General features: G+C 36.6%; 14 protein-coding genes. 13 read left to right on the top strand and 1 reads right to left on the bottom strand.

What is annotated here, in order from left to right; genetic code table 11:
- Positions 1 to 166: 166 nt before the first annotated feature.
- The 4 genes from IW492_RS10510 (at position 167) to IW492_RS10495 (ending at position 6,280) form a co-directional block, all read left to right on the top strand.
- Positions 167 to 490, top strand: coding sequence for a YfhO family protein (locus IW492_RS10510; RefSeq protein ID WP_202067578.1), 324 nt, complete (start codon positions 167 to 169; stop codon positions 488 to 490).
- A 24-nt stretch (positions 491 to 514) separates the two neighbouring features.
- On the top strand, positions 515 to 1,447 hold the full coding sequence (locus IW492_RS10505) for an NAD-dependent epimerase/dehydratase family protein (RefSeq protein ID WP_202067577.1): 933 nt from the start codon (positions 515 to 517) through the stop codon (positions 1,445 to 1,447).
- On the top strand, positions 1,444 to 2,616 hold the full coding sequence (locus tag IW492_RS10500) for a glycosyltransferase (protein WP_202067576.1): 1,173 nt from the start codon (positions 1,444 to 1,446) through the stop codon (positions 2,614 to 2,616). The genes IW492_RS10505 and IW492_RS10500 overlap by 4 nt, the downstream gene beginning before the upstream one ends.
- A gap of 802 nt (positions 2,617 to 3,418) precedes the next feature.
- On the top strand, positions 3,419 to 6,280 hold the full coding sequence (locus IW492_RS10495; RefSeq protein WP_202067575.1) for a GBS Bsp-like repeat-containing protein: 2,862 nt from the start codon (positions 3,419 to 3,421) through the stop codon (positions 6,278 to 6,280).
- Positions 6,281 to 7,244: 964 nt separating this feature from the next.
- Here the strand turns inward: IW492_RS10495 and IW492_RS10490 are convergent.
- Positions 7,245 to 8,681 carry an oligosaccharide flippase family protein gene (locus IW492_RS10490; protein ID WP_202067574.1) on the bottom strand — a complete coding sequence of 479 codons (1,437 nt, stop codon included), beginning with the start codon at positions 8,679 to 8,681 and terminating at the stop codon, positions 7,245 to 7,247.
- 241 nt (positions 8,682 to 8,922) lie between these two features.
- On the opposite strand from IW492_RS10490, the gene IW492_RS10485 reads away from it, so the two are divergent.
- From IW492_RS10485 to miaA, 9 genes are all read left to right on the top strand, one after another.
- Positions 8,923 to 9,063 carry a hypothetical protein gene (locus IW492_RS10485; RefSeq protein ID WP_202067573.1) on the top strand — a complete coding sequence of 47 codons (141 nt, stop codon included), beginning with the start codon at positions 8,923 to 8,925 and terminating at the stop codon, positions 9,061 to 9,063.
- Between the two features lie 697 nt (positions 9,064 to 9,760).
- Complete coding sequence (locus IW492_RS10480; protein WP_202067572.1) at positions 9,761 to 10,576, top strand: ABC transporter permease; 816 nt, start codon at positions 9,761 to 9,763, stop codon at positions 10,574 to 10,576.
- 113 nt (positions 10,577 to 10,689) lie between these two features.
- Positions 10,690 to 11,976, top strand: a complete 1,287-nt coding sequence (locus tag IW492_RS10475; protein ID WP_202067571.1) for an ABC transporter ATP-binding protein — start codon at positions 10,690 to 10,692, stop codon at positions 11,974 to 11,976.
- Between the two features lie 23 nt (positions 11,977 to 11,999).
- Positions 12,000 to 12,920, top strand: coding sequence for a class I SAM-dependent methyltransferase (locus IW492_RS10470; RefSeq protein ID WP_202067570.1), 921 nt, complete (start codon positions 12,000 to 12,002; stop codon positions 12,918 to 12,920).
- A gap of 1 nt (position 12,921) precedes the next feature.
- On the top strand, positions 12,922 to 14,298 hold the full coding sequence (locus IW492_RS10465; protein ID WP_202067569.1) for a hypothetical protein: 1,377 nt from the start codon (positions 12,922 to 12,924) through the stop codon (positions 14,296 to 14,298).
- A gap of 27 nt (positions 14,299 to 14,325) precedes the next feature.
- Positions 14,326 to 16,752, top strand: coding sequence for a glycosyltransferase family 2 protein (locus tag IW492_RS10460; RefSeq protein WP_202067568.1), 2,427 nt, complete (start codon positions 14,326 to 14,328; stop codon positions 16,750 to 16,752).
- A 928-nt stretch (positions 16,753 to 17,680) separates the two neighbouring features.
- Entirely contained in the window at positions 17,681 to 19,240 is a 1,560-nt protein-coding gene (locus IW492_RS10455) for a glucosyltransferase domain-containing protein (RefSeq protein ID WP_202067567.1), read from the top strand.
- Between the two features lie 714 nt (positions 19,241 to 19,954).
- Positions 19,955 to 22,018 (top strand): glycosyltransferase family 2 protein, encoded by a 2,064-nt coding sequence (locus tag IW492_RS10450; protein ID WP_442896327.1) that lies wholly within the window; start codon positions 19,955 to 19,957, stop codon positions 22,016 to 22,018.
- Positions 22,019 to 22,211: 193 nt separating this feature from the next.
- A complete protein-coding gene (gene miaA / locus IW492_RS10445) occupies positions 22,212 to 23,129 on the top strand; it encodes a tRNA (adenosine(37)-N6)-dimethylallyltransferase MiaA (RefSeq protein ID WP_202067565.1) in 918 nt (305 codons plus the stop codon).
- The last annotated feature ends 13 nt before the right edge of the window (positions 23,130 to 23,142 follow it).

Raw genomic sequence — 23,142 nt, 5'->3', positions numbered from 1 at the left:
TTCCTTTCTAGTTGGTTTTGTGGTGATTCTATTCTAGCGGAAATGTTGTGTGTCTTCCTTGTTTTTTAATAAGAAAATAGGACCGATAGATTTTTTTCTATCAGTCCAATAAATTATAGAGCCAGAAATTATCGATGAAACGAAACCTTTATCTGATGATGAGAAAGTGGTTGTTGAGGAAAGGGAAAAAGATGGAACGGTCAAATTAACTGTGGATTCTTCGGAAAATCGCATGTTGGTAATGAATGAATACAACGATGGCAACTGGAGAGCCTTTATAAACGGCAAAGAAACAACTGTTTATAAAGGCAACTATTTATTTAGAGCTATTGAGGTACCAGCAGGTAAAAGCGAGGTTATTTTCAAATACTCCCCGAAAGGACTGCAACTATTTACTTTTGTTGCTCTTGGAGCACTGTTTCTGTTATTTTTGATGATCGTATTCTGGAAAAGGATACAGATATTTATCAATCAGTTCGTCAGTAAATGATTTTAAAGAATTGGAGAAATTGCAATGAGATATTTAGTTTTAGGGGCATCCGGGTTTATAGGGAAAAATCTAGTAAAGCAGTTACATGGAAGTGGTGATCACACAATCCGTATATTTGATCGGGTAATTGCTTCAGAATTCTCCGGCGATCGTGTTGAGATAGAATGTGTGGAGGGAAACTTTGAAGATTATTCTGATTTTGACAGCTTAACCAAAAATATAGATATAGTCTATCATTTGATCAGCACGACAATTCCATCTTCTAAGATTTCATTTGAACAGGAAATGGCAGAGAATCTTTTTCCAACTTTAAACTTATTGGAAGCATGCAGGAACAATGGCGTGAAGAAGCTTGTCTTTGTTTCTTCCGGTGGAACGGTTTATGGAAAAAGTAAAGGTATTCCTTTCAAAGAAGAGGATGTAACTGACCCAATTAGCTCCTATGGTGTTCAAAAACTGACAATAGAGAACTATATTCGACTGTATCATCATCTGTACAATCTTGACTATAAAATTATTCGACTGGCCAACCCATACGGACCCGGTCAAAATCCTCATGGAAATCAAGGCGTACTTACAAAATTTATTTACAATATGGTAAATGACTGTCCTGTAGACATTTTTGGAGCAGGAGATGTTGTACGGGACTATATTTATATTGACGATGCTGTGGAAGGAATCATTGAGTTGTCTAAGGATGACAGTTCCGAGAAACTCTTTAATTTAGGCATGGGTATTGGTCACAGTATTAATGAGATCGTTGATGTAGTTGAAGAGGTTTCTAATAAAAAATTTCAGATTAATTATAAAGAGGCCAGAAATATTGATGTTCCCTATAGTGTGCTGGATATTGAGCGGTATCTGGAAGTATCACCAAATAAGACATTCATTACATTAGATGATGGTGTGAAAAAAACGTTAGATTATTTTTTGGATGGCGGTGAAACAGAGAAGTGAAAAAAATATTGGTTACAGCCTCAACATTTCCGAGGTATGAGCATGATACTGAACCCAAATTTATTTATGATTTATGTAAGGAGTATGCTAAGTACTACGATGTAACAGTTCTTGTTCCCAGTGCATGGGGGGCCTTGAACAGAGAGGAAATGGAAGGACTGCATGTCATCAGATATCGTTACTTTCCAATAAAAAAACTTGAGACCTTGGCTTATCCTGGTGCGATTGTTCCGCGAATCCGGGAAAAGAAAGCACGCGCACTGCTAATACCTTTTCTTTTTATCAGTATGTTCTTTGCAATCAGAAGGGAAATAAAAAAAGTTGATTTAGTTCACGCCAATTGGATTATTCCTCAAGGAATTATTCAGTCGCTTTTCTCTAAAAAGCCATATGTACTAAGTGGCTTAGGCGGAGATGTGACTTCATTGAATAAAGGGATCGTGAAAAAATGGAAGAATAAAGCTTTGGGGGATGCAGCGGCAATAACAGTCGTTTCCGCCGATTTAAAAGCAAGTCTTCATAAAGAATTTGGCTTTGATCAGGTGGAGATTTTACCAATGGGTGTAAACATGGAACAGTTTTCACCAGCCAATCGTGTAGAGAATTTTTTTGACACAGATAAAAAGGGAACAATTCTTTTTGTAGGAAGACTGGTCGAGAAAAAAGGGACACGCTATCTTATTGAAGCGATGGCAAAAGTTGATGCAACACTGATTATCGTTGGAGACGGTCCTGAAATGACGAAACTGGTTGAACTTGCTCAGGGAATTGATGCAGATATCAGATTTGTTGGGGCGAAAAATAAGAAAGAGCTGGCAGTATTGAACGCTTCATGTGATGTATTCTGTGCTCCAGCAGTTGTTGCCAAAGATGGGGATAAAGATGGACTTCCAGTCGCAATCATTGAAGCGATGGCTTCCGGCACCCCTATTGTTGCTTCTCAAATAGGTGGTTTGGCTGAAGCCGTAGTTGATAATTATAACGGTTTGATTGTCGAACCGGGGAATGTAAAGGATTTGGTTTCCAAATTGAATCTTTTATTAGATGATGATGAATTGAGAAATAAGCTCTCTCGACAAGCTATTGAGAAGGCTCATGAATTTGATTTCAGTAAAATCGGAGCCAGATATAAAGAAATATTTGATAGAATTATCGAGGAAGAGAGCTAATCTTTTTAGTGGTTGCCTACTCATATACTTTATTAATAATAACAACTTGTCTAAATTCAAAAAATATTTTTTGAATTTAGACGATTTACTTTTCTTCATTAAAATCATTGACTGGTCGATAACAGATGGACCGAACTTTCTTTTTGAAAAAGAGTGATGATTTTGTTAAAGTCAATGGGGAAGAATCAGGGACTGTCTGAAAATGATTGGGGAGACAACTTGCCAAGGTTTTCCAAATAGACGTGTTCGTACCGAGAATCGAACAGTGTTAGACTCGTAAATTTAAGGATTTTCTACTGGTATAGGAATTTTTAGTAGAATTACCAGTCCTGCTGTTGCAGGAACAACTAGAAGAATGGTATGTGAAGCCCTGATGGGGATGCATTTGTCAAAATTTATCCCATATATAAAGAGATAGCTGTGTACGTATGACAATATGAAGAATGTGGTAGCATTCCTTCTTTAAACGGGACTGACTCATAGGTATTTTTGTAAAAAAGCCTCACTGCTGGGGTTCTCAGACAGGTTCTAATTCGGATAAAACATTTATGTCTTTAATATATCGTTTATTGTAAAGAATATTATTTTTTGGTAGGATAGATGTAGTGAGTTTTCACAATCCTTTATTGATGGACATTTCATTACTTTAGTTTGGAGTTGTATTTATAAGTATGTTCTAGGGCAGTTTTATTTGGGGAGGCTACCTGTTTAACTAATGATTGGCGGCAGTAGGGTTATTCTGAACAGGTTAAATGATTAAGTGGAAGCTTGGGTAAAAAAATAAAAAGGAGATTTAGAATCAGTGAAAAAAACAATAAGCGGGATACTCACAGTTGCAATGTTGACATTGACTATCATCCAATTTAGTTATATTTCTCAGGCAGAGCAAGGTTCCGGAGTTGAAGTTGACCAAACTCCTGCACAATTACTTGAACAGGAATTGAGTCAAAGTTCTGAAATAGCAAATCTGGAGACGACAGTTGTTTCTTCAGAAGAGCAAAGTGTTGAAGCACCGACAGTGAGCAGCACAGAACAAATAGCAGAGGCAGAGGAAACTGCTGAGCTAGAATCAATGACTGAGTCAATGAGCGATGTCGATTTGGAAAATGGATATTACGAGCCATCCAATCGTTCAGATTTGTCAGGAACAGGAAGAAGCAGAATTAGTGCATTAAGCGCCATTGATGTAGTTCAAGCTGGAGAAGCCAATCGACCTGCAGCACATTTCATTGATGTTTCCTCACACAACGGTACAATTAGTGTAGCACAATACAACATGATGAAAACCTATGGTGTGACTGGTGTAGTGGTCAAATTAACAGAAGGAACTACCTATTATAATCCCTATGCAGCATCTCAGGTTCAAAATGCCAGAGCTGCAGGAATGACTGTTTCTGTTTATCATTACAGTCACTATACTTCTGCTGCCGGAGCACAGGCTGAAGCAGCTTTTTTTGCCGGCAAAGCAAGTATCTTGGGACTTTCAAAGAGCACCGTGATGGTTTCTGACATTGAAGAATCAGCAATGAAGAATTCTTCTGTAAATTCTAATACAAATGCTTTCAAGGAAAAATTAAACGGTTTAGGTTACAACCGGGTGGCATACTATCTGTCAAGAAGCTGGCTGGATGCAGATGGCGGGCTGTTCAATACATCAATGTTTGGAAAAAACAATATTTGGGTAGCTCAATATCCATATACACCAACTGCATCGCAGAAGTGGAATAGCGACTATGCTTCCTGGCAATGGTCTTCAAATTACTATTTCCCTGGTATTTCGCATGCTTTTGACATCAACACAGATTATCTAGGATTGTTTACTGGCGGCAGTAATTGGAGCAGTGATATTCCGGTTACAGGTACTGTGTCAGTGGCAGATACAGATGGAACGGAAACAAAATTCCGTGCAACGGCTAAGATCGAAGCGGGTGGTTATATTCCACAAAACGTTTATTTTGCTACATGGTCTGATAAAAACGGAAAAGATGATCTTATCTGGTATCCGGCAACTTTGAACAATGATGGTACATGGAGCACAGATATTGATATTTCCAGACATAAGACTGATGGCAGCTATACAGTTCATACTTATGCAAAAATGAATAACAGCACGCAGCTTCATGTAGCAACGAATACATTCAACGTCAACCAACCGACAATGAGTGTGTCCTTTGATAAAAGTAATGCGGCAAATGGAACCTTTGATGTGATTGTAACACCAAGCTCAAAATCAGCAATCAGCAGGATCCGTGTACCGATGTGGAGTCAGGCGAATCAGTCCGATCTAGTTTGGTATACCGCAACAAAACAAAGTAATGGGACGTATAAAGCAACCATGTCTGTTTCCAATCACAAAAATAATACCGGTGATTATACGGTTCATGTTTATATGGATACTGCAAATGGTTTTACAGTAGGTAAGAATGCAGGGAAAGTGACTGTTGGTCTTGGAACAGTTAAAGGAACAACAACCATTACAGATTCTGCCAAAACAGAAACGACTTATAAAGCAGAAGCAAGAATTAATATGGGGGGATACGGTACGCCATCCAATGTCTATTTTGCAACATGGAGTGCAGAAAAAAATAAGACAGATCTTCGCTGGTATGCAGGAACTAAAACCAGCTCGGGAACCTATACTTCCTCTATCAATATAAATAATCATAAGGCTTCCGGGATATACTATGTTCATACCTATGTTAAACTGTCCAATGGCGATATGAAACATATAACGACAAATACGTTTACAGTTAGTCAGCCGACAATGAGTGTTTCTATTGATAAAAGTAATGCGGCAAATGGAACCTTTGATGTGATTGTAACACCAAGCTCAAAATCAGCAATCAGCAGGGTTAGGGTTCCAATGTGGAGCAAATCGAATCAATCTGATCTAGTTTGGTATACCGCAACAAAACAAAGTAATGGAACCTATAAAGCAATCATGTCTGTATCTAAACACAACTACAATATCGGGGATTATACGGTTCATATTTACATGGATACAGTGAATGGAATTACAGTAGGTAAAAATATGGGTAGAGTGACTGTCGGTCTTGGAACAATTAAAGGAACAACAACCATTACGGATTCTGCCAAAACAGAAACAACATTTAATGCGGAAATCAAACTTGATATGGCTGGTTATGGAAAACCTTCAACTGTGTATTTTGCTGTCTGGAGCGCAGCAAAGAATAAAACTGATCTTCGCTGGTATACGGGAACACAGACAACATCTGGAACCTATGCTGCCTCAATCAATATAAACAATCATAAAAGTGCTGGGACTTACTATGTTCATACCTATGTGAAATTATCAAATGGCGATATGAAGCATGTGGCATCGAATACATTTACGGTCAGTCAGCCGACAATGAGTGTTAAAATTGATACTAGTAAAGCTAAAAGTGGTACGATTGATGTCATTGTGATGCCAAATTCTAAAGCTGCAGTTAGTAGTGTCCGCGTGCCTATATGGAATCAGGCAAATCAGTCGGATTTAATTTGGTATACCGCAACAAAAGAAAGCAATGGTACGTATAAAGCGACTATGTCTATCAGTAAACACAAAAATAAAGTCGGCGATTACACCATCCATGTTTACATGGATACAGCAAACGGCTTTACAGTGGCTAAGAGTATGGGCAAAGTAACGGTAGGCAAATAATACTAAAGTAAAGAGAATGAGCAAGGAGTGCTCAGCTTCAAGCAGTAAGAAGGAAATCACGAAAATGACAAGAAACACGGAATGTTTCATTCCGATGTGATTGATTCCTAATTGGTGCTCCAAAAATTTTTGGTAAATTTCGACTTACTGTCGAAGAAGTTGCTTCTGCACCTACGATTTTCACTTTGTTCTGATTCTCTAAGCAGTATTTATTTGCCTCAAGTAATCTCGCAGAGGCTTGGTGTGGCTCTGGAACACTTGAGGAGCTGTGGCGTCTAATAATTAAGTTGAAAAGCATAAGTCACATAGATTAATTCTTTCTGCAAAAGCCAGTGCTATAAAAACTGGTTTTTGCAGGCTCATTGTCAACTAGTATTGGTAAAAGAAATACTATAGAGAAAGCAAACGGGGAGGAAATCCATGTCACCCTGATTGCTTTTTCAGTGTCGCTTTTGGTTTCTTCTTGAGGAAATAGGTTCCTCAAGAAGAAAAGATCGTAAGCGGGAAATAAAAGACCGCATAGAAAAAGAAAGAAACAATCTCTATACTGAAAATATCAAAAGAAAGAGATTGTTTCTTCTTTATTTCGTACTCCTCATCCTCTATTCTTCAGTTCCTCCCGGATCTTTCTAAAACAATTCTTTCTCAATTTAAAGGAGTGAATAACCTATGTTCGTTGATTTTTCCCGAGTAGATACTTGTTACTTAGTTTGTGGTCATACTGACCTTCGCAAAGGATTGATGGACTTTCTGCCATTGTTTCCCGCTACCATTGTTCCTTTGTATGAGGTGTTGGACAAGTCACACAAGATTAAGTATAAAGGAATATTTTATGAAATATCGATTGTTTCATGCAACACTAGTGATTTATTATAGTACCGAAATTGGTCATCAAGTGAAAGCTGTTGTGAAAATATTGGTCTAAAAGCCATGATTTTAGTCAATGGAAGACATTAGTATTCAATTATTTAATAAACTGGCTGATGACTTTTTTTAAATTGATGATTTTCAGCAAATGTAGTACACCAAGGAAAACAAAATAGATTACTGCATACACGGGAGCAAGAATCAGTAAATTAGAGATACTGATATAAGAAAAGACCAGACGAAGAGTAACCCAAAGTGCTATGTTGAAAGCGATAACTAGGTATATCTGTTTGCTGAATACATTTCCAATTTTGTTTTTCACTTCACAGACAGATACCAGTGAAGTAATAAATGTTGCAATTATACTGGCTGCAGCAATGTAATTAATACCGCCTACTTTTGCCGCAATAATAAAAACAGGAATAATTGTTACTAAAGCAATAAATGAAAGGATATTTGAAAATTTATTTTCTCCAATAGAGGTCAATACCATATTGAAAAATACAGTAAATCCCATAAAGAAGTGAGAAATTGCCAGCAACATAAGAGGGATGGCAGCAAGTACAAATTCTTCTGTATAGAAGGACCTTAGTAAAGAACTGCTTGTTGCTGAAATAACCAGAGTAATTGGTAAAATAAAGATAAAGATCAATAATAAGGTTTCTTTGATTGTACTCAAAACTTTTTCTGAATTATTCTCACTGAAATGTTTCGCCACGACTGGTAAAATAATTGTAAAGAAAGCTGTTAAAAGAAAATAGGATAATTTGGCGAAATTGACAGCTCCTGTATAATATCCAGAAATCGATTTATTCGTAACAACTGACTTCACGATGAGTGTATCAATACTTAGAACGAGAGCAACGATAATGAAGAAAAAGGAAAAGCTCATTGTATTATGAGCGATCTCAGAAAATGAACTTTTCTTTGTTAAGTTTGAAGAAAATTTACTTTTATCTGATAAAAGTCTAACTAAACCAATCAAAATTGTCAGCACCAGCGCGAAAAGAAAGCCTATCTGCATTCCCACAACTGGATCTTTGAAAACAAATAAGATAAAGGGAATGGCGGAAAGTTTTGCAATTGGATAAAAAGTATTTAAAAAAGCACTTTTCCCAAATTCTTGTAATCCATCGTTTATACCTAAAATGACAACAAATAATCCATTGGCAGGGATGAGAAATGAGGCAACTTTAAAATAAAAAGACAGGGTTTCATCATTTAAGACAGATGCAAAAATAGGTGAACCGAAAAAATTAATCAGAAAGAAAAATGTAATAAGTAGAAACTGAAAGAGCACACTTTTTTTGATAATATCTTTTGGATTGTAACGATTCATTGAAAGTTCCCTGGTCAAAGATTGTCTTGTTCCATTACTTAAGAACATGTATTCAAAATCTAAAACAGTGATAATTGTTCCAACAATGCCATAATGAACAGCTGACATTGTGTTTCCCAAAAAGAAATGCAGAATATAACCGCTTAAAAAGAAGATAATATTGCTTGAAAGATTATAGATTAAGCCACGATGCATGGTAAAACCACCTTTTAATTTAGTAAAAACCTATTTAAGCTAATCTCATAAACATAAATCATGAACAATAATTGATTGAGATATAAAAAATAGAAGAAAAATGAAAATAAAAGAAGTAAGATAAATTTAATAGTATTTATAGGCTTTTGAAGTAGTAAAATAGAAAAGAATTGACTTGAAAAAATACGCTTTTTTATATTAATTAGGCTGCGTAAAATAAGCCAAAATTGAGAATAATGTGATGACTAAACAATGTTTAGGGAGACGAATTCCAACACTTGATCGGTTGAATCAGCTTCTAAGTGCGTGGGAAACGGCTCGGAATCAGCTAAATAAAGGGGTAGATTGGCAATTTACTACACGGATGCAAGAGTTCGATTAAAATACCTCTATCCTAATTTATAACATTGTCAGAGCGCTAGTATCTTGAACGAATTAAAATAGTTCTGTCTAATAATTGCTCTATACACGATTCAAGTTATCGGAATATTCTAGTGGTAGGTTTCAAATATTCAGATTAATGTAGGTAGGATAAATAGTTTTCGTAATTCTATATGGGTATAATAAAAGTAATCACTCATTATTCATCAACTTTCCTGCTTTCACTACTAATTTTAAAACACTTCCCCTATTTTACTTGATTCTACTTCTGCAATCAATTCAAATTTTAGCCATACAAAGCAGAAGCCTTTATCACTCAACCTGATAAAAACGTGTGTACGCTGATCTGAAGTTTTAATTTGTGATATTCTATACAGATAAGCTGCAGCTTTCTGATTAATCAAAGCTTGTCATGAAGTTAGAGTAGTTGTTTGAGGTTCCTCCAACAGATTGAAAAAAGATTTTCTATTCTATAATACACCAGCAACAATGTGTATATTATAGAGTAGTTTGGAATTTTTAAAAAGATTTAAGAAGTATCAGAGCAAAATTGCCTGTACTGTAAATTAATGATATAATTTATCGACGTTCAACTTAGGAATTATTTGAAAACTTTGGTGGTTCGAATTCCTCTATAGTTTTCAGATGTGACCTAATGTAAGGATAAGGAAAAGTAGTTTAGGAGATTGAATAGACAAATGATAAAAAGACTATTTGCAATACCAAAAGAGCTTTACCAGAATCGTAAATTAATTATGACGTTATCAATTAATGACTTCAAAACAAAATATGCAGGGTCTTATTTTGGGATAATGTGGGCGTTTATCCAACCAGTTACAACAATACTCGTGTACTGGTTTGTGTTTGGTACAGTATTTAAAAGTAGTGCTGACAGAGGGGTACCGTATGTTTTGTGGTTGGTTACTGGTTTGGTTCCATGGTTTTTTGTTCAGGAAGGTATCAATTCTGGAACAACCACATTTCTCGAGTATAATTATCTTGTAAAAAAAGTTGTTTTCAAAATAAGTGTCTTACCAGTAGTAAAAGTGATGTCCGCTTTTTTTATCCACATCTTCTTTTTGATGTTTGTTATATTGTTGTATTTAATCTATGGGATAATGCCGACTCTGTACTATTTTCAAATTATTTATTATAGTTTCTGTATTTTCTGTTTTATTCTAGCTATTTCCTATATAACAAGTTCACTGGTTATTTTTTTCAGAGACTTGACTCAGATTATTAACATCGTTCTGCAGGTGGGTATTTGGATGACACCTATTATGTGGGGCTTGTCGGATATGGGGATTTCTGATACAAGTAAACTGGGATATCTGCTAAGACTTAATCCTATTTATTATGTCGTAAATGGCTATCGAACAACATTAATTAATCATATTGGTTTTTGGGAGTATCCTAGCTGGACGCTCTATTTTTGGGCAGTTACGTTACTTCTGTTCTTAATAGGGATGAGCCTGTTCAAAAAGCTAAGAATACATTTTGCTGATGTCCTGTAAATTCACAAAGATGGGTGCCGAATCAGTAAAAAAATAATTATGCCGGATTTAGTTGGATAATGAGTATCTATTTATTTATAGAGTGAACACTCATTTTAGTAAGGAGAATAAATATGTCAGACAGTGTAATTACTGTAGAAAATTTAAATAAAGTCTATACTCTTTATGATAGACCTTCAGATCGTTTGAAAGAAGCGTTGGGGTTAAAAGTTAATTCGAGTAAACATTATGCTTTGAATGATGTCAGTTTTCAGGTGAACAAAGGGGAAACAATTGGAATCATAGGGACAAACGGCTCTGGTAAATCAACCTGCCTGAAAATAATAACAGGCGTTTTAAATCCTACAAGCGGCAGTGTGACGGTAAATGGAAGAATCTCTGCACTGCTCGAACTGGGAGCGGGATTTAATCCCGAATATTCCGGACTGGAAAACGTATTTTTGAATGGAACAATGATGGGTTTCACCAGAGAAGAAATTGAAGCTAAAATGGACAATATTTTGAGTTTTGCGGATATCGGAGACTATATTCATCAACCAGTTAAATCCTATTCCAGTGGGATGTTTGTGCGATTGGCTTTTGCGGTAGCTATTAATATAGAGCCGGAAATTTTAATTGTCGATGAAGCACTTTCTGTTGGGGATGTTTTCTTCCAAGCGAAGTGCTATAAAAAAATTGAAGAATTTCGACAAAATGGAAAAACCATTTTGTTAGTCAGTCACGATCTGGGCAGTATCTCAAAATACTGTGATCGAGTTGTTTTACTTAATAACGGGGAAAAGCTGGCTGAAGGCAAACCCAGAGAAATGGTGGATTTGTTTAAAAAAGTTTTAGTGAAGCAAGAAGGGGAACTAGCTTACGAAGAAGATCCTGACCAAAATGATATCGAGAAGTTGAATAGTGATTCAGTTGAAAAAACAAATGGCTGGGACAAACCATTTCCAATTAATCCAGAGGTTCTGGAATATGGAAATAAGCTGGTGGAAATCATTGATTTTACTGTTCTGGATGAAACTGGACTGCCAACCAATGCAATTGAGAAATTCAGTGAGTTTACCATTAAGATGAAGGTAAAGTTTCATAAGGATCTGGAGGATGCCATCTATGCCTTCACTATTAAGGATTTAAAGGGAACTGAAATAACCGGAACGAACTCAATGTTTGAAAAAGTAGAGATGAATGCGCGAAGAAAAAACAGCGAAGTGGAAATTTCCTTTACTCAAAAAATGACTATTCAGGGTGGGGAATACTTGTTGTCACTAGGCTGTACAGGATATCCACAGGGAGAATTTGACGTGTATCACAGATTGTACGACATCTGTAACATAACGGTCGTTTCTTCTAAAGATACAGTTGGTTTCTTCGATACAGATTCCCAAATTACTGTAAGAGATAGTTAGTCGTTCAGAAAGGAAAGTAGGAAATGAATGAATTTATAGGAAAAGTCCAAATTGATGAAACACATTATCCTGGTGAAGATTATTATAGTGATGGCGCTATAGAGGACCGATTATTGGATATAGTGGAAACATATCCAGAAGAAAATTATAATGAGATAATCAACGATAGTGAAGACTGGGCTATCCTGTATCATTTGTCTCACCTGCGTGGAAATATTGTTGAGTGGCTGCCAATTGAAAAAAAACAGTCCGTTTTGGAGATTGGTGCCGGCTGTGGTGCAGTTACTGGTGTATTGAGTCAAAAAGCAGCTAAAGTGGACTGCATTGACTTATCCAAAAAAAGAAGTCTGATTAATGCTACAAGAAATAAAGAAAAGGACAATATCACTATTAAACTGGGAAATTTTCAGGATGTAGAGGCATCATTAACTGAAAAATACGACTGGATCACTTTAATTGGTGTATTTGAGTATGGGAAAGCATACATATCTTCTGACAATCCTTATGTTGATTTCCTAAAAATCATTAAAAAACATCTTAAGCCCAATGGGAAAATTGTGATTGCCATCGAAAACCGTCTGGGTCTGAAGTACTTTGCTGGCTGTGTAGAGGATCATTCAGGAATTTTATTTGATGGAATTGAAGGGTATCAGCATGGCGGCTTAGCAGAGACGTTTTCAAAACAGGAGTTGACTACTGTTTTGAAGGAGGCGGGTTTTCCAATCGCTGATTTTTATTATCCGTATCCGGATTATAAGCTGCCTCTTTACATTTTTTCGGATGATTATTTGCCTCAGGCAGGAAGTCTGCATATTCATCAAAACTACGACCGCCTGAGAGTGAATGCGTTTGATGAGATAAAGGCTTATGACAGTCTGATTGCCAGTGGTCTTTTTCCATTGTTCTCAAACTCTTTTCTGATTATCCTGGAAGGAGATGAGTAATATGAAAAAAATTGCTTACAGTAAATACTCAAACGAAAGAGCTCGTCAGTTTGCCATACGCACGGATATTCTTGTGGATGAATATAAAAACTATACTGTTGTCAAGAAGAACTTGTATCCGGAAGGCAGAGCACACATTGAGAATATCTATAAGTGGTATGAATCACTAAATGCAATCTATTTTGAAACCGGATTGGTTATGAACGAATGTATCCTGAATGATGAAGGGGTATCCTTGGAATATCTTTCAATGTTTACATTGGAGCATGAGTTGACTCAACTGCTTCAAGGGGATAATACAGATAAATTTTTAGAGCTTCTGTTTTTATATTTGGATAAAGTAAAAAGTGTAAAAAATAAAATACCGTTTAAGCTAACAGATGCGTTTATCGAAGTATTTGGCCATGAAGAATTTCCGGAAGAGATGATTTGTTCAGAAATTACTGATATTGATATGGTATTGAACAATGTAATTTTGGGAGATAGATGGACAATTGTAGATTATGAATGGACATTTGATTTTCCAATTCCAATTAATTTTGTTGTTTACCGTATTTTACACTACTTAATTTATACAAGTACGTTTAGACAAAAGCTGCTTTCTCTTGATTTGATGAAAAAAGCAGACATTTCAGAAACTGAATGTGAAATATATGCGAGAATGGAGCTGCATTTCCAAACGGAATATCTGCTGACAGACCAGTCCAATAGAAAAGTTCTTGTTCCGATAAGAGAGATGCATGACAAAATTTCTCCGGGCAGTATAGATTTAAAAGCAATTTATATGACAGAAAAAAGCAAGAAGGAAAATCATCTTCAGGTTTTCTTCAGTGAAGAAGGCGTGTTTTCAGAAGAGAAGTCCTATACAGTTCTTCAGGATATTGAAAAACCCGGCAGACTTGAAGTTGATCTGCAGAAGGCAACGCAGTTTTTCCGCTTCGATCCTAGTGATCGTCCGTGTATTATAAGCGAATTAATTGTAAAAGATAATTTTGGCAATAAAAGAGCAATTGATTATACAAATGGGATTCCTGTCAAAGAAGATCAGTTCGTTTTTCTAGATAATGATCCTCAGATGGTTTTTGGCGGGCTAAAAGATGTTGCAAATCTGACATTGTCGTTTAACTTGGAGTTTTTATCTCAGGAAGAACATGAAATGTTTGGGGATATGATTGCTTCAAGAAGAAGAGTGGAAGAAATTCTGCAGACAAAAGAAGCGGAGATTGTCCATTTAGAAGACCAGACAAACCAGAAAAATGCTGAGATTGAGAATTATCAGGGAATCATTGCCAACAGAGATCAGCAGATAGAGAATATGAAGAATACCAAGATCTGGAAGGCTTATGAGAAATTCAGGAGCATGTTTGGAAAAGCCTGACCGACAGGAAACGAGGAGAAAGAAACAGTGGAAAATAGTTTTTGGATAAGAAATGATCGTTTTCATTTAAAGGATAAAACGAAATATATTATCGATGCCTGGCTGAAAACGGGTCATACAATAAATGTTAAACTGGATGATCAGACATTAGCTCATGCACTGGAAGAGCCTCATGAGGTTCAGGATAATTCTATTGGTCGCTTTGTTAAAATAACTATTGTTCTCCCAGATGATTTAAACGATTATCATAGTTTGAAGATTTACAGTCAGGGAAAAGGCAAAGAAGAACTGTGTTGTGAAATCGGCATTCCAGCTTTACTGAAAAGAAGAGAGCCAGTTCAGGTCTACTATGATAAGTCGGAAATTGATTTCGTGACAATGACTTATAGAATTGAAGGATGGATGGTTTCAGATCGGCCTGTGGAAATAAAGCTGCTTGACAAAAAAAACAAACCAATTAACTATGATCTCGAGTGGGTAAAACGCAGAGATATACTGGCTCTTTTTCCAGAATATGACTTGCCGGCAGATAATGGATTTGTTATTATCTTCAGTCTTGGAAATCCGAAAACAGGCTATTTAACCTTTAGTGACGGTATGTTTGAAACAACGGAGGTTCTTCATCTCAATAAGAATTATTACAGAAAAGAACGTGTGAAGGCACTAATTGAAAAGGCTAAGCTGGTCATTAAAACAGAAGGACTTGGCTCGATGCTGAAAGCTGCTTTTAGAAAAATTAGGCATCGTCTTGATTCGAGTTCACCAAGACCGGTAAATTACAAGGAGTGGAGTAATCTCCATCTGCCTGATAAAAACGAACTGAGTAATCAGAGAAAACATGTCTTTGAGAAGCAGCCGCTAATCAGTATTGTTGTTCCGCTGTATAAAACATCTGAGTATTATCTTAACCAGCTAATTGATTCAGTGAAAACACAATCCTATGAAAAATGGGAGCTTTGTCTTTCTGACGGCAGCGGAAAGAATTCTCCAATCAGATCGATACTGGAGAATTTTGAAAAAAGCGATCCAAGGATTAAAGTAGTGTATAATGAAAAGCAGCTTCATATCTCTGATAATACAAATGAAGCCATTAAGGTAGCTTCAGGTGAATTTATTGCATTTGCCGATCATGATGATACCCTGACGCCGAATGCATTATACGAAAATGTCCTGCTGATTAACCAGCATCCTAATGCAGAAATGATCTACTCTGATGAGGATAAAGTCTATGGAGATAATCAATATGTGCATCCCCATTTTAAACCAGATTTTAGTGTCGATATGCTGTGTTCACTAAATTATATTTGTCATTTTTTAGTGGTAAAAAGAAACATTATAGACGAGGTTGGCATGCTACGCTCCGAATACGACGGAGCACAGGATCATGATTTTATCTTAAGATGTTCAGAGGCAACAAAACATATTTATCATATTCCCAAGATTCTGTATCACTGGCGTCTTTCAGAAGATTCAACTGCGGAAAACCCGGAAAGTAAGATGTATGCTGTTGAAGCAGGAAGAAAAGCTGTTCAGGCGCATTATGACCGTTTAGGCATTCCAGCTGTTGTTGAAAAAGGAAAATATTTCGGTTTATACCGTACCTGTATGAAAAGAAACTCAGATCCGCTAGTATCAATTATTATTCCCAACAAGGATCATATTGATGATTTGTCCTTATGTATTAACTCTATTCAGGAGAAAAGTACGTATAAAAACATTGAATATGTCATTGTTGAAAATAACAGCACACAGGATTCAACATTCGAATATTATGAACAGTTAAAAAAAGAGATTCCACAAGTCAAGGTTGTTACTTATACAGGTTCATTTAACTATTCTGCCATTAACAATTTTGGTGTCTCCCGTGCTGAAGGAGAATACTATTTGTTTTTAAATAATGATGTGGAGATTATCAGTCCTGAAACAATTGAAGAGTTGCTTAATTATGCGATGAGAGAAGATGTTGGTGTTGTTGGATCAAGACTCTACTATCCTGATGGTACGATTCAGCATGCAGGAGTAGTTGTCGGATTTGGCGGAATTGCCGGTCATACATTTGTTAATCAGAAACCTACAGAAAACGGCTACTTCAATCGAATTATTATTGCACAAAATTATAGTGCAGTTACTGCTGCCTGTATGATGGTAAGAAGGGATGTCTTTGAACAGGTACATGGATTTTCAGAAGAATTAGCTGTTGCTTTCAATGATATCGATTTCTGCCTGAAAGTCCGAAAAATCGGCAAGTTGGTTGTATACAATCCGTATGCAGAGCTCTATCATTATGAGTCCAAGTCAAGAGGGGCAGAAGATACCCCTGAAAAAATTCAACGATTCCAGAATGAGATTGCTGTTTTTCAAAATAAATGGCCGGAGATACTGGCTGAAGGGGATCCTTATTACAATATAAATCTTTCTTTGGAAACACAGGATTTTTCAATAAAATTTAGTTAATCTGGATTATACAAATATGAGAAATTTATAGAAACAGCAGCTAAATTGTTTTCTTAAAAGATATGAGAAGCCTTCTCTTTCTTTTAAGGAGCAATTTTTACTGGTCTGTTTTTCCAAAATAAGAAATACGCAAAGTCTGGATGGATACTCTGTGATTTCTTTAGCAGAAAAAAGGTGCGCCGAAAGCTGTGTACTTGAAAATAACTTATTCTATGGACAGAACAATACTTCTGAAGTTGAATAGGATATACTGGACAAGAGAAATTTGAAATGTTGAACAGACCAACAGAATTTGGACAAGAAATTCGTCGGGGATTGCCATGACTGTTCATCGTGTATTCAACAGATACATTTCCAGATGATTTTAGGCGTACATTTTTGTTTGGGAAATAGCAGGAATTGAATTGTTTGCTGGACTAAATATATTTGTTTGTCTGGAGAAAGCAGGAAAGTCTTTTAAAAGTAAAGGACTGACTGATGCAGCAGAAAGATTTACATAGGGAGAAATAACTGGTTGTATACATAGAGCTTTCTATATTTTTGAGATTATTCGGCATAGTTTAGCCCATGCAAGTGCTGGCTCTACTGTGTCGTCCCCATTTTTTAGGAACAATCCAGTGAGATGGTCTGCTTAGTTTCGACAAGTATTTCTTGAATGAAACCAGCTCACTTAATCTAGTAGGATTGTATGCGTAGCGAAGCGTAGAAGAGTTGCCTTTGCGTTTACGGTTCTCACTACACTACACTTCGTTTCGATCTAATCACTTTCTAAACGGCAGAGCCGCTAAGAATTGAAGGACTTTGTTCCGATCCTCGGTATGCAAAGACTGGAACATCGTTTATTTGGCTTTAGGAAGCTGGGACATGCTAATGTCATGCCCTATTTATATCAGAAAAAAAGAAGAAAGAGATGCGTGGTGCTATGAGTTTGGAAATAAAAAAAATTTTGGTATTTACTAAGAAAAATATCGGATTGACTGTCTTCACATTTGTACTCACTTTTGGTGTTTACGGGATAAAAATTGTCAATCATGCATTTGGGATGGATACAAATATTTATATCTCCAATTATCCAAGATACTTAATACACTGGATTTCCATTGGCAGATTTGGTGAGGTATTTTTAAAGAAAAGTCTTTGGGGCGCTTATACGAATATCTATCTAATTAATTTTCTGTGTTTTTTATTGTTTGCACTATCCTCTTTTTTGTTATGTTATCTGTTTTCAAAAACAATTACTTCAAAAGAAGTAAAGTATCATTTATACATTATTCCCAGTCTATTTTTGACCAGTCAAATTTTTGTCTATCAGTTTTATTTTGTCTTACAAAATTTTGAATTTGCTTTAGGGATGTTTTTAGTTGTATCCGCCGTTATTTTATTAACGATTGAAACAGAGATAAGGTGGCAAAAGATAATTTACTGGATATTGTCTGTTCTTATGGCGGGTCTGGCAATTTCAGTGTATCAATCTTTTGTTCTGTTTTTTGCAGCGATTACTGCGGCAGTCTTGTTGTTGGAAATCTACAATAGTTTTACAGAGAATACAGAATACCGGTTTACAACCTTGTTTAAGCGTTCTCTGCCTTATATCATTGTTTTGGCTGTCAGCACAATACTTTATTTTGTAGCTGATAAAATAGTTGGAACAATCTTGGAGATTCCAAGAAGAGGGCGTGCTTTGGGGATGATTGTCTGGGATGACCTTTCTATAAAAGAAGGTGTGATTTCTCTTCTTAAGGCAATGAGGAATATTGTATTTTTAACCTCAGACATACACAGTAAGCCCACCTATAGCTACAGTATTTTAATTGCCGTAATTTTATTATTGCCAATTGCAGTTTTATTTTTGAAAAAAAGAGATAAAAATAGATTGACTGCTTTTATTTGTATGACAACGATTTTAGTATCAGGTTTTGGGGTTGTCATTGCCATGGGGACAAATCCGCTACCAAGAAGTATGGTGCCGCAATATCCATTTGTTGCTGCATTCTTACTCTTTTATGCCAGCTTATTCTATCAAAGAAAAGTATTGAAAAGGATTGTTCTTGTCATTGTCCTGCTTTTAACATTTTCCCAAATCAAAACGACCAGCAATCTGCTGTTTTCTGAACAGATGACCTTTGAAGAGGATCAAAGAAAAATGATTCAAATCGATCAGGTAATTAAAAATCTCGAGCTGGAGAACGCTTCTTCATATAAGCTTGTCATCATCGGAACTTCTCCTTCTGAAAATATGTTTAACATACAGGGGAACAATGAACTCGTTGGTGTTTCGATGTTTCAATTTGGTGCATCACCGAATCTGGGTTCCTATGACGTTAATGCGAATGTGATGGAGATCATGAAAATTATGGGGATGACTTACCAAAGCCCTTCGAGGGAAGAATACCTGGATTATTGGCAAAATAAAAGCACACTGAAAGACTCTCCTGTGGAATTTGGAGTTGAAGTAATTGATAATTTTATTATTGTTAAAGTAAGCTGAATTAGTAAAAGAAAAAGTAAAGAAAAAGGATCTTTCTCCTGTAAATGAATAAACTTTCTTCTGTCTATTAATTCAGAAGGAAGCGATAGGAGCGATAGTAAAGCACCTGTGAATCCACCCGTAATCGGGTTCAGATCACAGGTGCTTTTGTGTAGAAGAAAAGAATTTACGCAAAAGAAAATCTTTGTAGATAAAGTTCTTTTGTTTAGCAGTGAAATTGATTTTTAAGGAACATCTTTTTTGGGCTAAAAGGAACAAACCATTTTGAATTTACCCAAAATTGTTGAAAATAATACAGAAAATTGTTGAACTAACAGTACTTCATTTGTTTATAAAACAGCTTCTTTAACTACTGATATAATGGAGTTTTTAGTGGGAAATGGGTAAACTCAAAACAAACCATTTCTTCTCAAAGTATTCAATTGATGATAAAATAAATCAGTATGTTATTCCTTGAACTGGAAATCACAACAAAGCGACTGTTCATTTAAGTTCGGCGGATGCCTGTTTAGTCTGTTGGAAGACGAGCAGATAAGCACAATTTCGGCTTCGTTTGACATTTAAATGATTGAATTGGACTTTGCTCATAAAACACTGTAATCTATGAATAGAATAAACTTATAGAAAAGGAACGAATAAATGGCTAATGAACAAAAAATCCTCGTGAATATTGATAACATTTATAAAGACAAACAAAAAAAAGAGATAACAATTATGGGCTGGGCGATAGATATGCTCAGTAAAAAAAATCCGCAAATTGAAGTGAAAAAGACAGCAGAGATTGTTTCCAGCAAAATAGGACTGGCACCTAGAGGAGACGTAATAGGGATTTATGATCTTCCGCCCTATGTCTCTGTTGGTTTCAGTATTACTTTAACAGTGCAGTCTTTTAAAGGGGAGGCAGTTCTTCTTTTTTCAAACGCAGAAGAAACGGTCACTCAGACGATTGATTTGGAAAAGAACTATGCCAATCTTAAACAGTCTGTCAATAAAGACAAATGGAAGCAGTATTTCAGAAAAGTAAAAAAGGGTTTTGGCTATCTCAAAAGAAACGGTTTGTTGAATACGTATCGCAGAGTTCGAATTGAGCAGCAGAAAACGAATGATAAGTATTTGGAATGGATTGAGAAAAATGAACAGCCTTTACAGCAAACAGCTGAATTAAAGAATCAGGTTCTTATTTCAGTTGTCATACCGGTATACAATGTGGAAGTTAGATGGCTGGATAAGTGCATACAGTCAATTAAAGATCAGACCTACACAAACTGGGAGCTATGCATAGCAGACGATGCTTCGACAAATAAAGAGCTGCTGGATGCTTTGGCTGCCTATGAAAAGTCAGACAGCAGAATCAAAGTTGTCTTTAGAAAAGAAAATGGTCATATTTGCAAAGCTACAAATTCAGCATTGGAAATTGCTGAGGGAGAATTTGTGGCACTGTTGGATAATGATGATGAGCTTGCTCCGAATGCATTATATGAGGTTGCTGCATTATTAAATGAGCATCCGGAATTAAACTTAATTTATACAGATGAAGATAAAATTGATGAATCCGGTACACGTTCTGATCCGGCATTTAAGCCTCAATGGTCTCCGGATCTGTTGATGGGAACGAACTACATTTCTCATTTAGGTGTTTACCGTCGTTCGATTATTGAAGAAATCGGCGGACTGCGTGAGGGTTTTGAAGGGGCTCAGGACTATGATCTGGTCTTACGATTTACTGAAAAAACAGCACCGGAAACTATTGCTCATATTCCAAAAGTACTCTATCATTGGCGAATGCTGGATACCTCTACTGCAGCGAATCAGGGCTCAAAAAACTATGCCTTCCTGGCTGGTCAGAAAGCACTGCAGGAAGCATTAAACAGAAGAGGGATTGCCGGATCTGTGGAATCTGGTGCAGCTAACGGACTGTATCGGGTAACTTATGATATTCCTGAAAAAGAAATGGTGTCAATCATTATTCCTACAAGAAATGGTTATAAGGATCTTAAAAGATGTGTAGATTCAATTGTTGAGAAAACAGAGTATCCCAATTTTGAAATTATTGTTGCAGATAATGGCAGTGATGAGGCACAGATGGAAGAGCTCTACAGTCATTATGAAACAATGCTTGGAGATCGTTTTACAAAACTGTCAATTGATATTCCGTTCAATTTTTCGAAAATCAATAATCTTGCGGCGAAAGAAGCAAAAGGAAAGTATCTCTTGTTTTTAAATAATGATACGAAAGTTATCAATATGAATTGGCTGACCAATATGGTTTCACTGGCACAGTTTGACCATGTGGGAACAGTTGGGGCAAAGCTCTATTATGAGAATAATACGATTCAGCATGCCGGTGTTATTGTCGGACTGGGCGGAGTTGCCGGACATGGGCATCATACATACCCTAAAGGGGATTTCGGCTACTTCGGAAAGCTGGTTGTAAATACAGATTATCTGGCAGTTACTGCAGCCTGTGTGATGATTAAAAAGACTGATTTTGACCAGCTGAACGGTTTCGATGAAGAGTTTGTTGTAGCGTATAACGATGTGGATTTATGTATCCGCGTTTACGACGAGCTGGGTAAATACAATGTGTTTGCAGCGGATACGGAACTTTATCACTATGAATCACAGTCCAGAGGCTATGAAGATACACCGGAAAAGCAAGAACGATTCCTGCAGGAAGCAGAACGATTCAGAAGAAGATGGCCAGACTATGTAGAAAATGATCCGTTTTATAACCCGAACTTAACAGTAAGCGGCGGAGATTTCACAGTACGCTTATAAGTGATGAAATTACATTGGGTTTGTGCAGAGAAATGGATGTTTAGAGACGGAAACTCTTGAACAAGATGCTAATTGTTGTGAAAGAACTTTTGACGAGCAATGACAGAAGTGCAGTTTAATGCCGGGAGTATTTCTAGAATGAGTACTACCCGGTTCTTTTGAAGAATTGAGAAAAAAGAAAAGGACAGTAAAGATGAAGAAAGTACTGGCAATTACAGGACCGACAGCAGTTGGCAAGACAGCATTGAGCATATATTTGGCAGAAAAATTTAATGGTGAAATTGTCAGCGGAGATTCCATGCAGGTTTACCGTCAACTGGATATTGGAACAGCCAAAGTGACAGAGCAGGAAAAAAAGAGTATTCCTCATTATTTGATTGACTGCCGTGAAATAACTGAAAGTTACTCTGCGGCTGATTTCCAGTGTGAAGGCAGGAAATACATAGAAGAGATTACTGCTAAGGGCAAACTACCGATTATTGTTGGCGGTACAGGCTTGTACATTCAGGCATTGCTGTATGATTTTCAATTGGGCGGACAAAACGAGCCGGAAACTTCTGCTATTCGTGAAAAATATGAAGAATATGCTGAGAACAATAGCAATGAAGCTTTATGGCAGCTGCTGAAAGAGAAAGATTTGAAAGCGGCAGAGGTCATCCACTTCAATAACCGGAAAAAGGTCATCCGGGCACTGGAAGTGTTTGAGACAACAGGTTACAGTATCACGTCACCGAAAGAAAAGCCAAAGCCAGTATATGATTATTTTCTGATTGGCTTGGAAACGGAGAGGGAAATCCTTTATGAACGAATTAATCAGCGAGTGGAACTAATGATGGAACAAGGGCTCTTGAGGGAAGCAAAGCTGATGGATCAAAACAGGTCTGTACAGGCTGCTCAGGGTATTGGCTATAAGGAATTTTTCCCGTATTTTGATCAGCAGCTTCAGCTAGAGGAAGCGGTTGGTCAGGTAAAACAAAATTCACGAAGGTATGCGAAACGACAGCTGACATGGTTTAAAAATCGAATGACTGCTCATTGGATTGATCTGGTCATGCACCCAGAAAAATTACCTGATTTGGAACGATCCGTTGCCCAATGGCTCGATCAATAGAGAGGAAGAAACT

This window comes from Enterococcus sp. BWB1-3, assembly GCF_016745275.1.
GTDB lineage: Bacteria > Bacillota > Bacilli > Lactobacillales > Enterococcaceae > Enterococcus_L.
The sequence above is the reverse complement of the archived record's forward strand: the minus strand, read 5'-3'. Positions and strand labels throughout refer to the sequence as shown.

Bases quoted from the DNA above. Each gene is read 5' to 3' on its own strand.
- IW492_RS10505 (WP_202067577.1), top strand. From the start codon at position 515: ATGAGATATTTAGTTTTAGGGGCATCCGGGTTTATAGGGAAAAATCTA.
- IW492_RS10490 (WP_202067574.1), bottom strand. From the start codon at position 8,681: ATGCATCGTGGCTTAATCTATAATCTTTCAAGCAATATTATCTTCTTT.
- IW492_RS10485 (WP_202067573.1), top strand. From the start codon at position 8,923: ATGACTAAACAATGTTTAGGGAGACGAATTCCAACACTTGATCGGTTG.
- IW492_RS10480 (WP_202067572.1), top strand. From the start codon at position 9,761: ATGATAAAAAGACTATTTGCAATACCAAAAGAGCTTTACCAGAATCGT.
- IW492_RS10475 (WP_202067571.1), top strand. From the start codon at position 10,690: ATGTCAGACAGTGTAATTACTGTAGAAAATTTAAATAAAGTCTATACT.
- IW492_RS10470 (WP_202067570.1), top strand. From the start codon at position 12,000: ATGAATGAATTTATAGGAAAAGTCCAAATTGATGAAACACATTATCCT.
- IW492_RS10465 (WP_202067569.1), top strand. From the start codon at position 12,922: ATGAAAAAAATTGCTTACAGTAAATACTCAAACGAAAGAGCTCGTCAG.
- IW492_RS10450 (WP_442896327.1), top strand. From the start codon at position 19,955: ATGGGCTGGGCGATAGATATGCTCAGTAAAAAAAATCCGCAAATTGAA.
- miaA (WP_202067565.1), top strand. From the start codon at position 22,212: ATGAAGAAAGTACTGGCAATTACAGGACCGACAGCAGTTGGCAAGACA.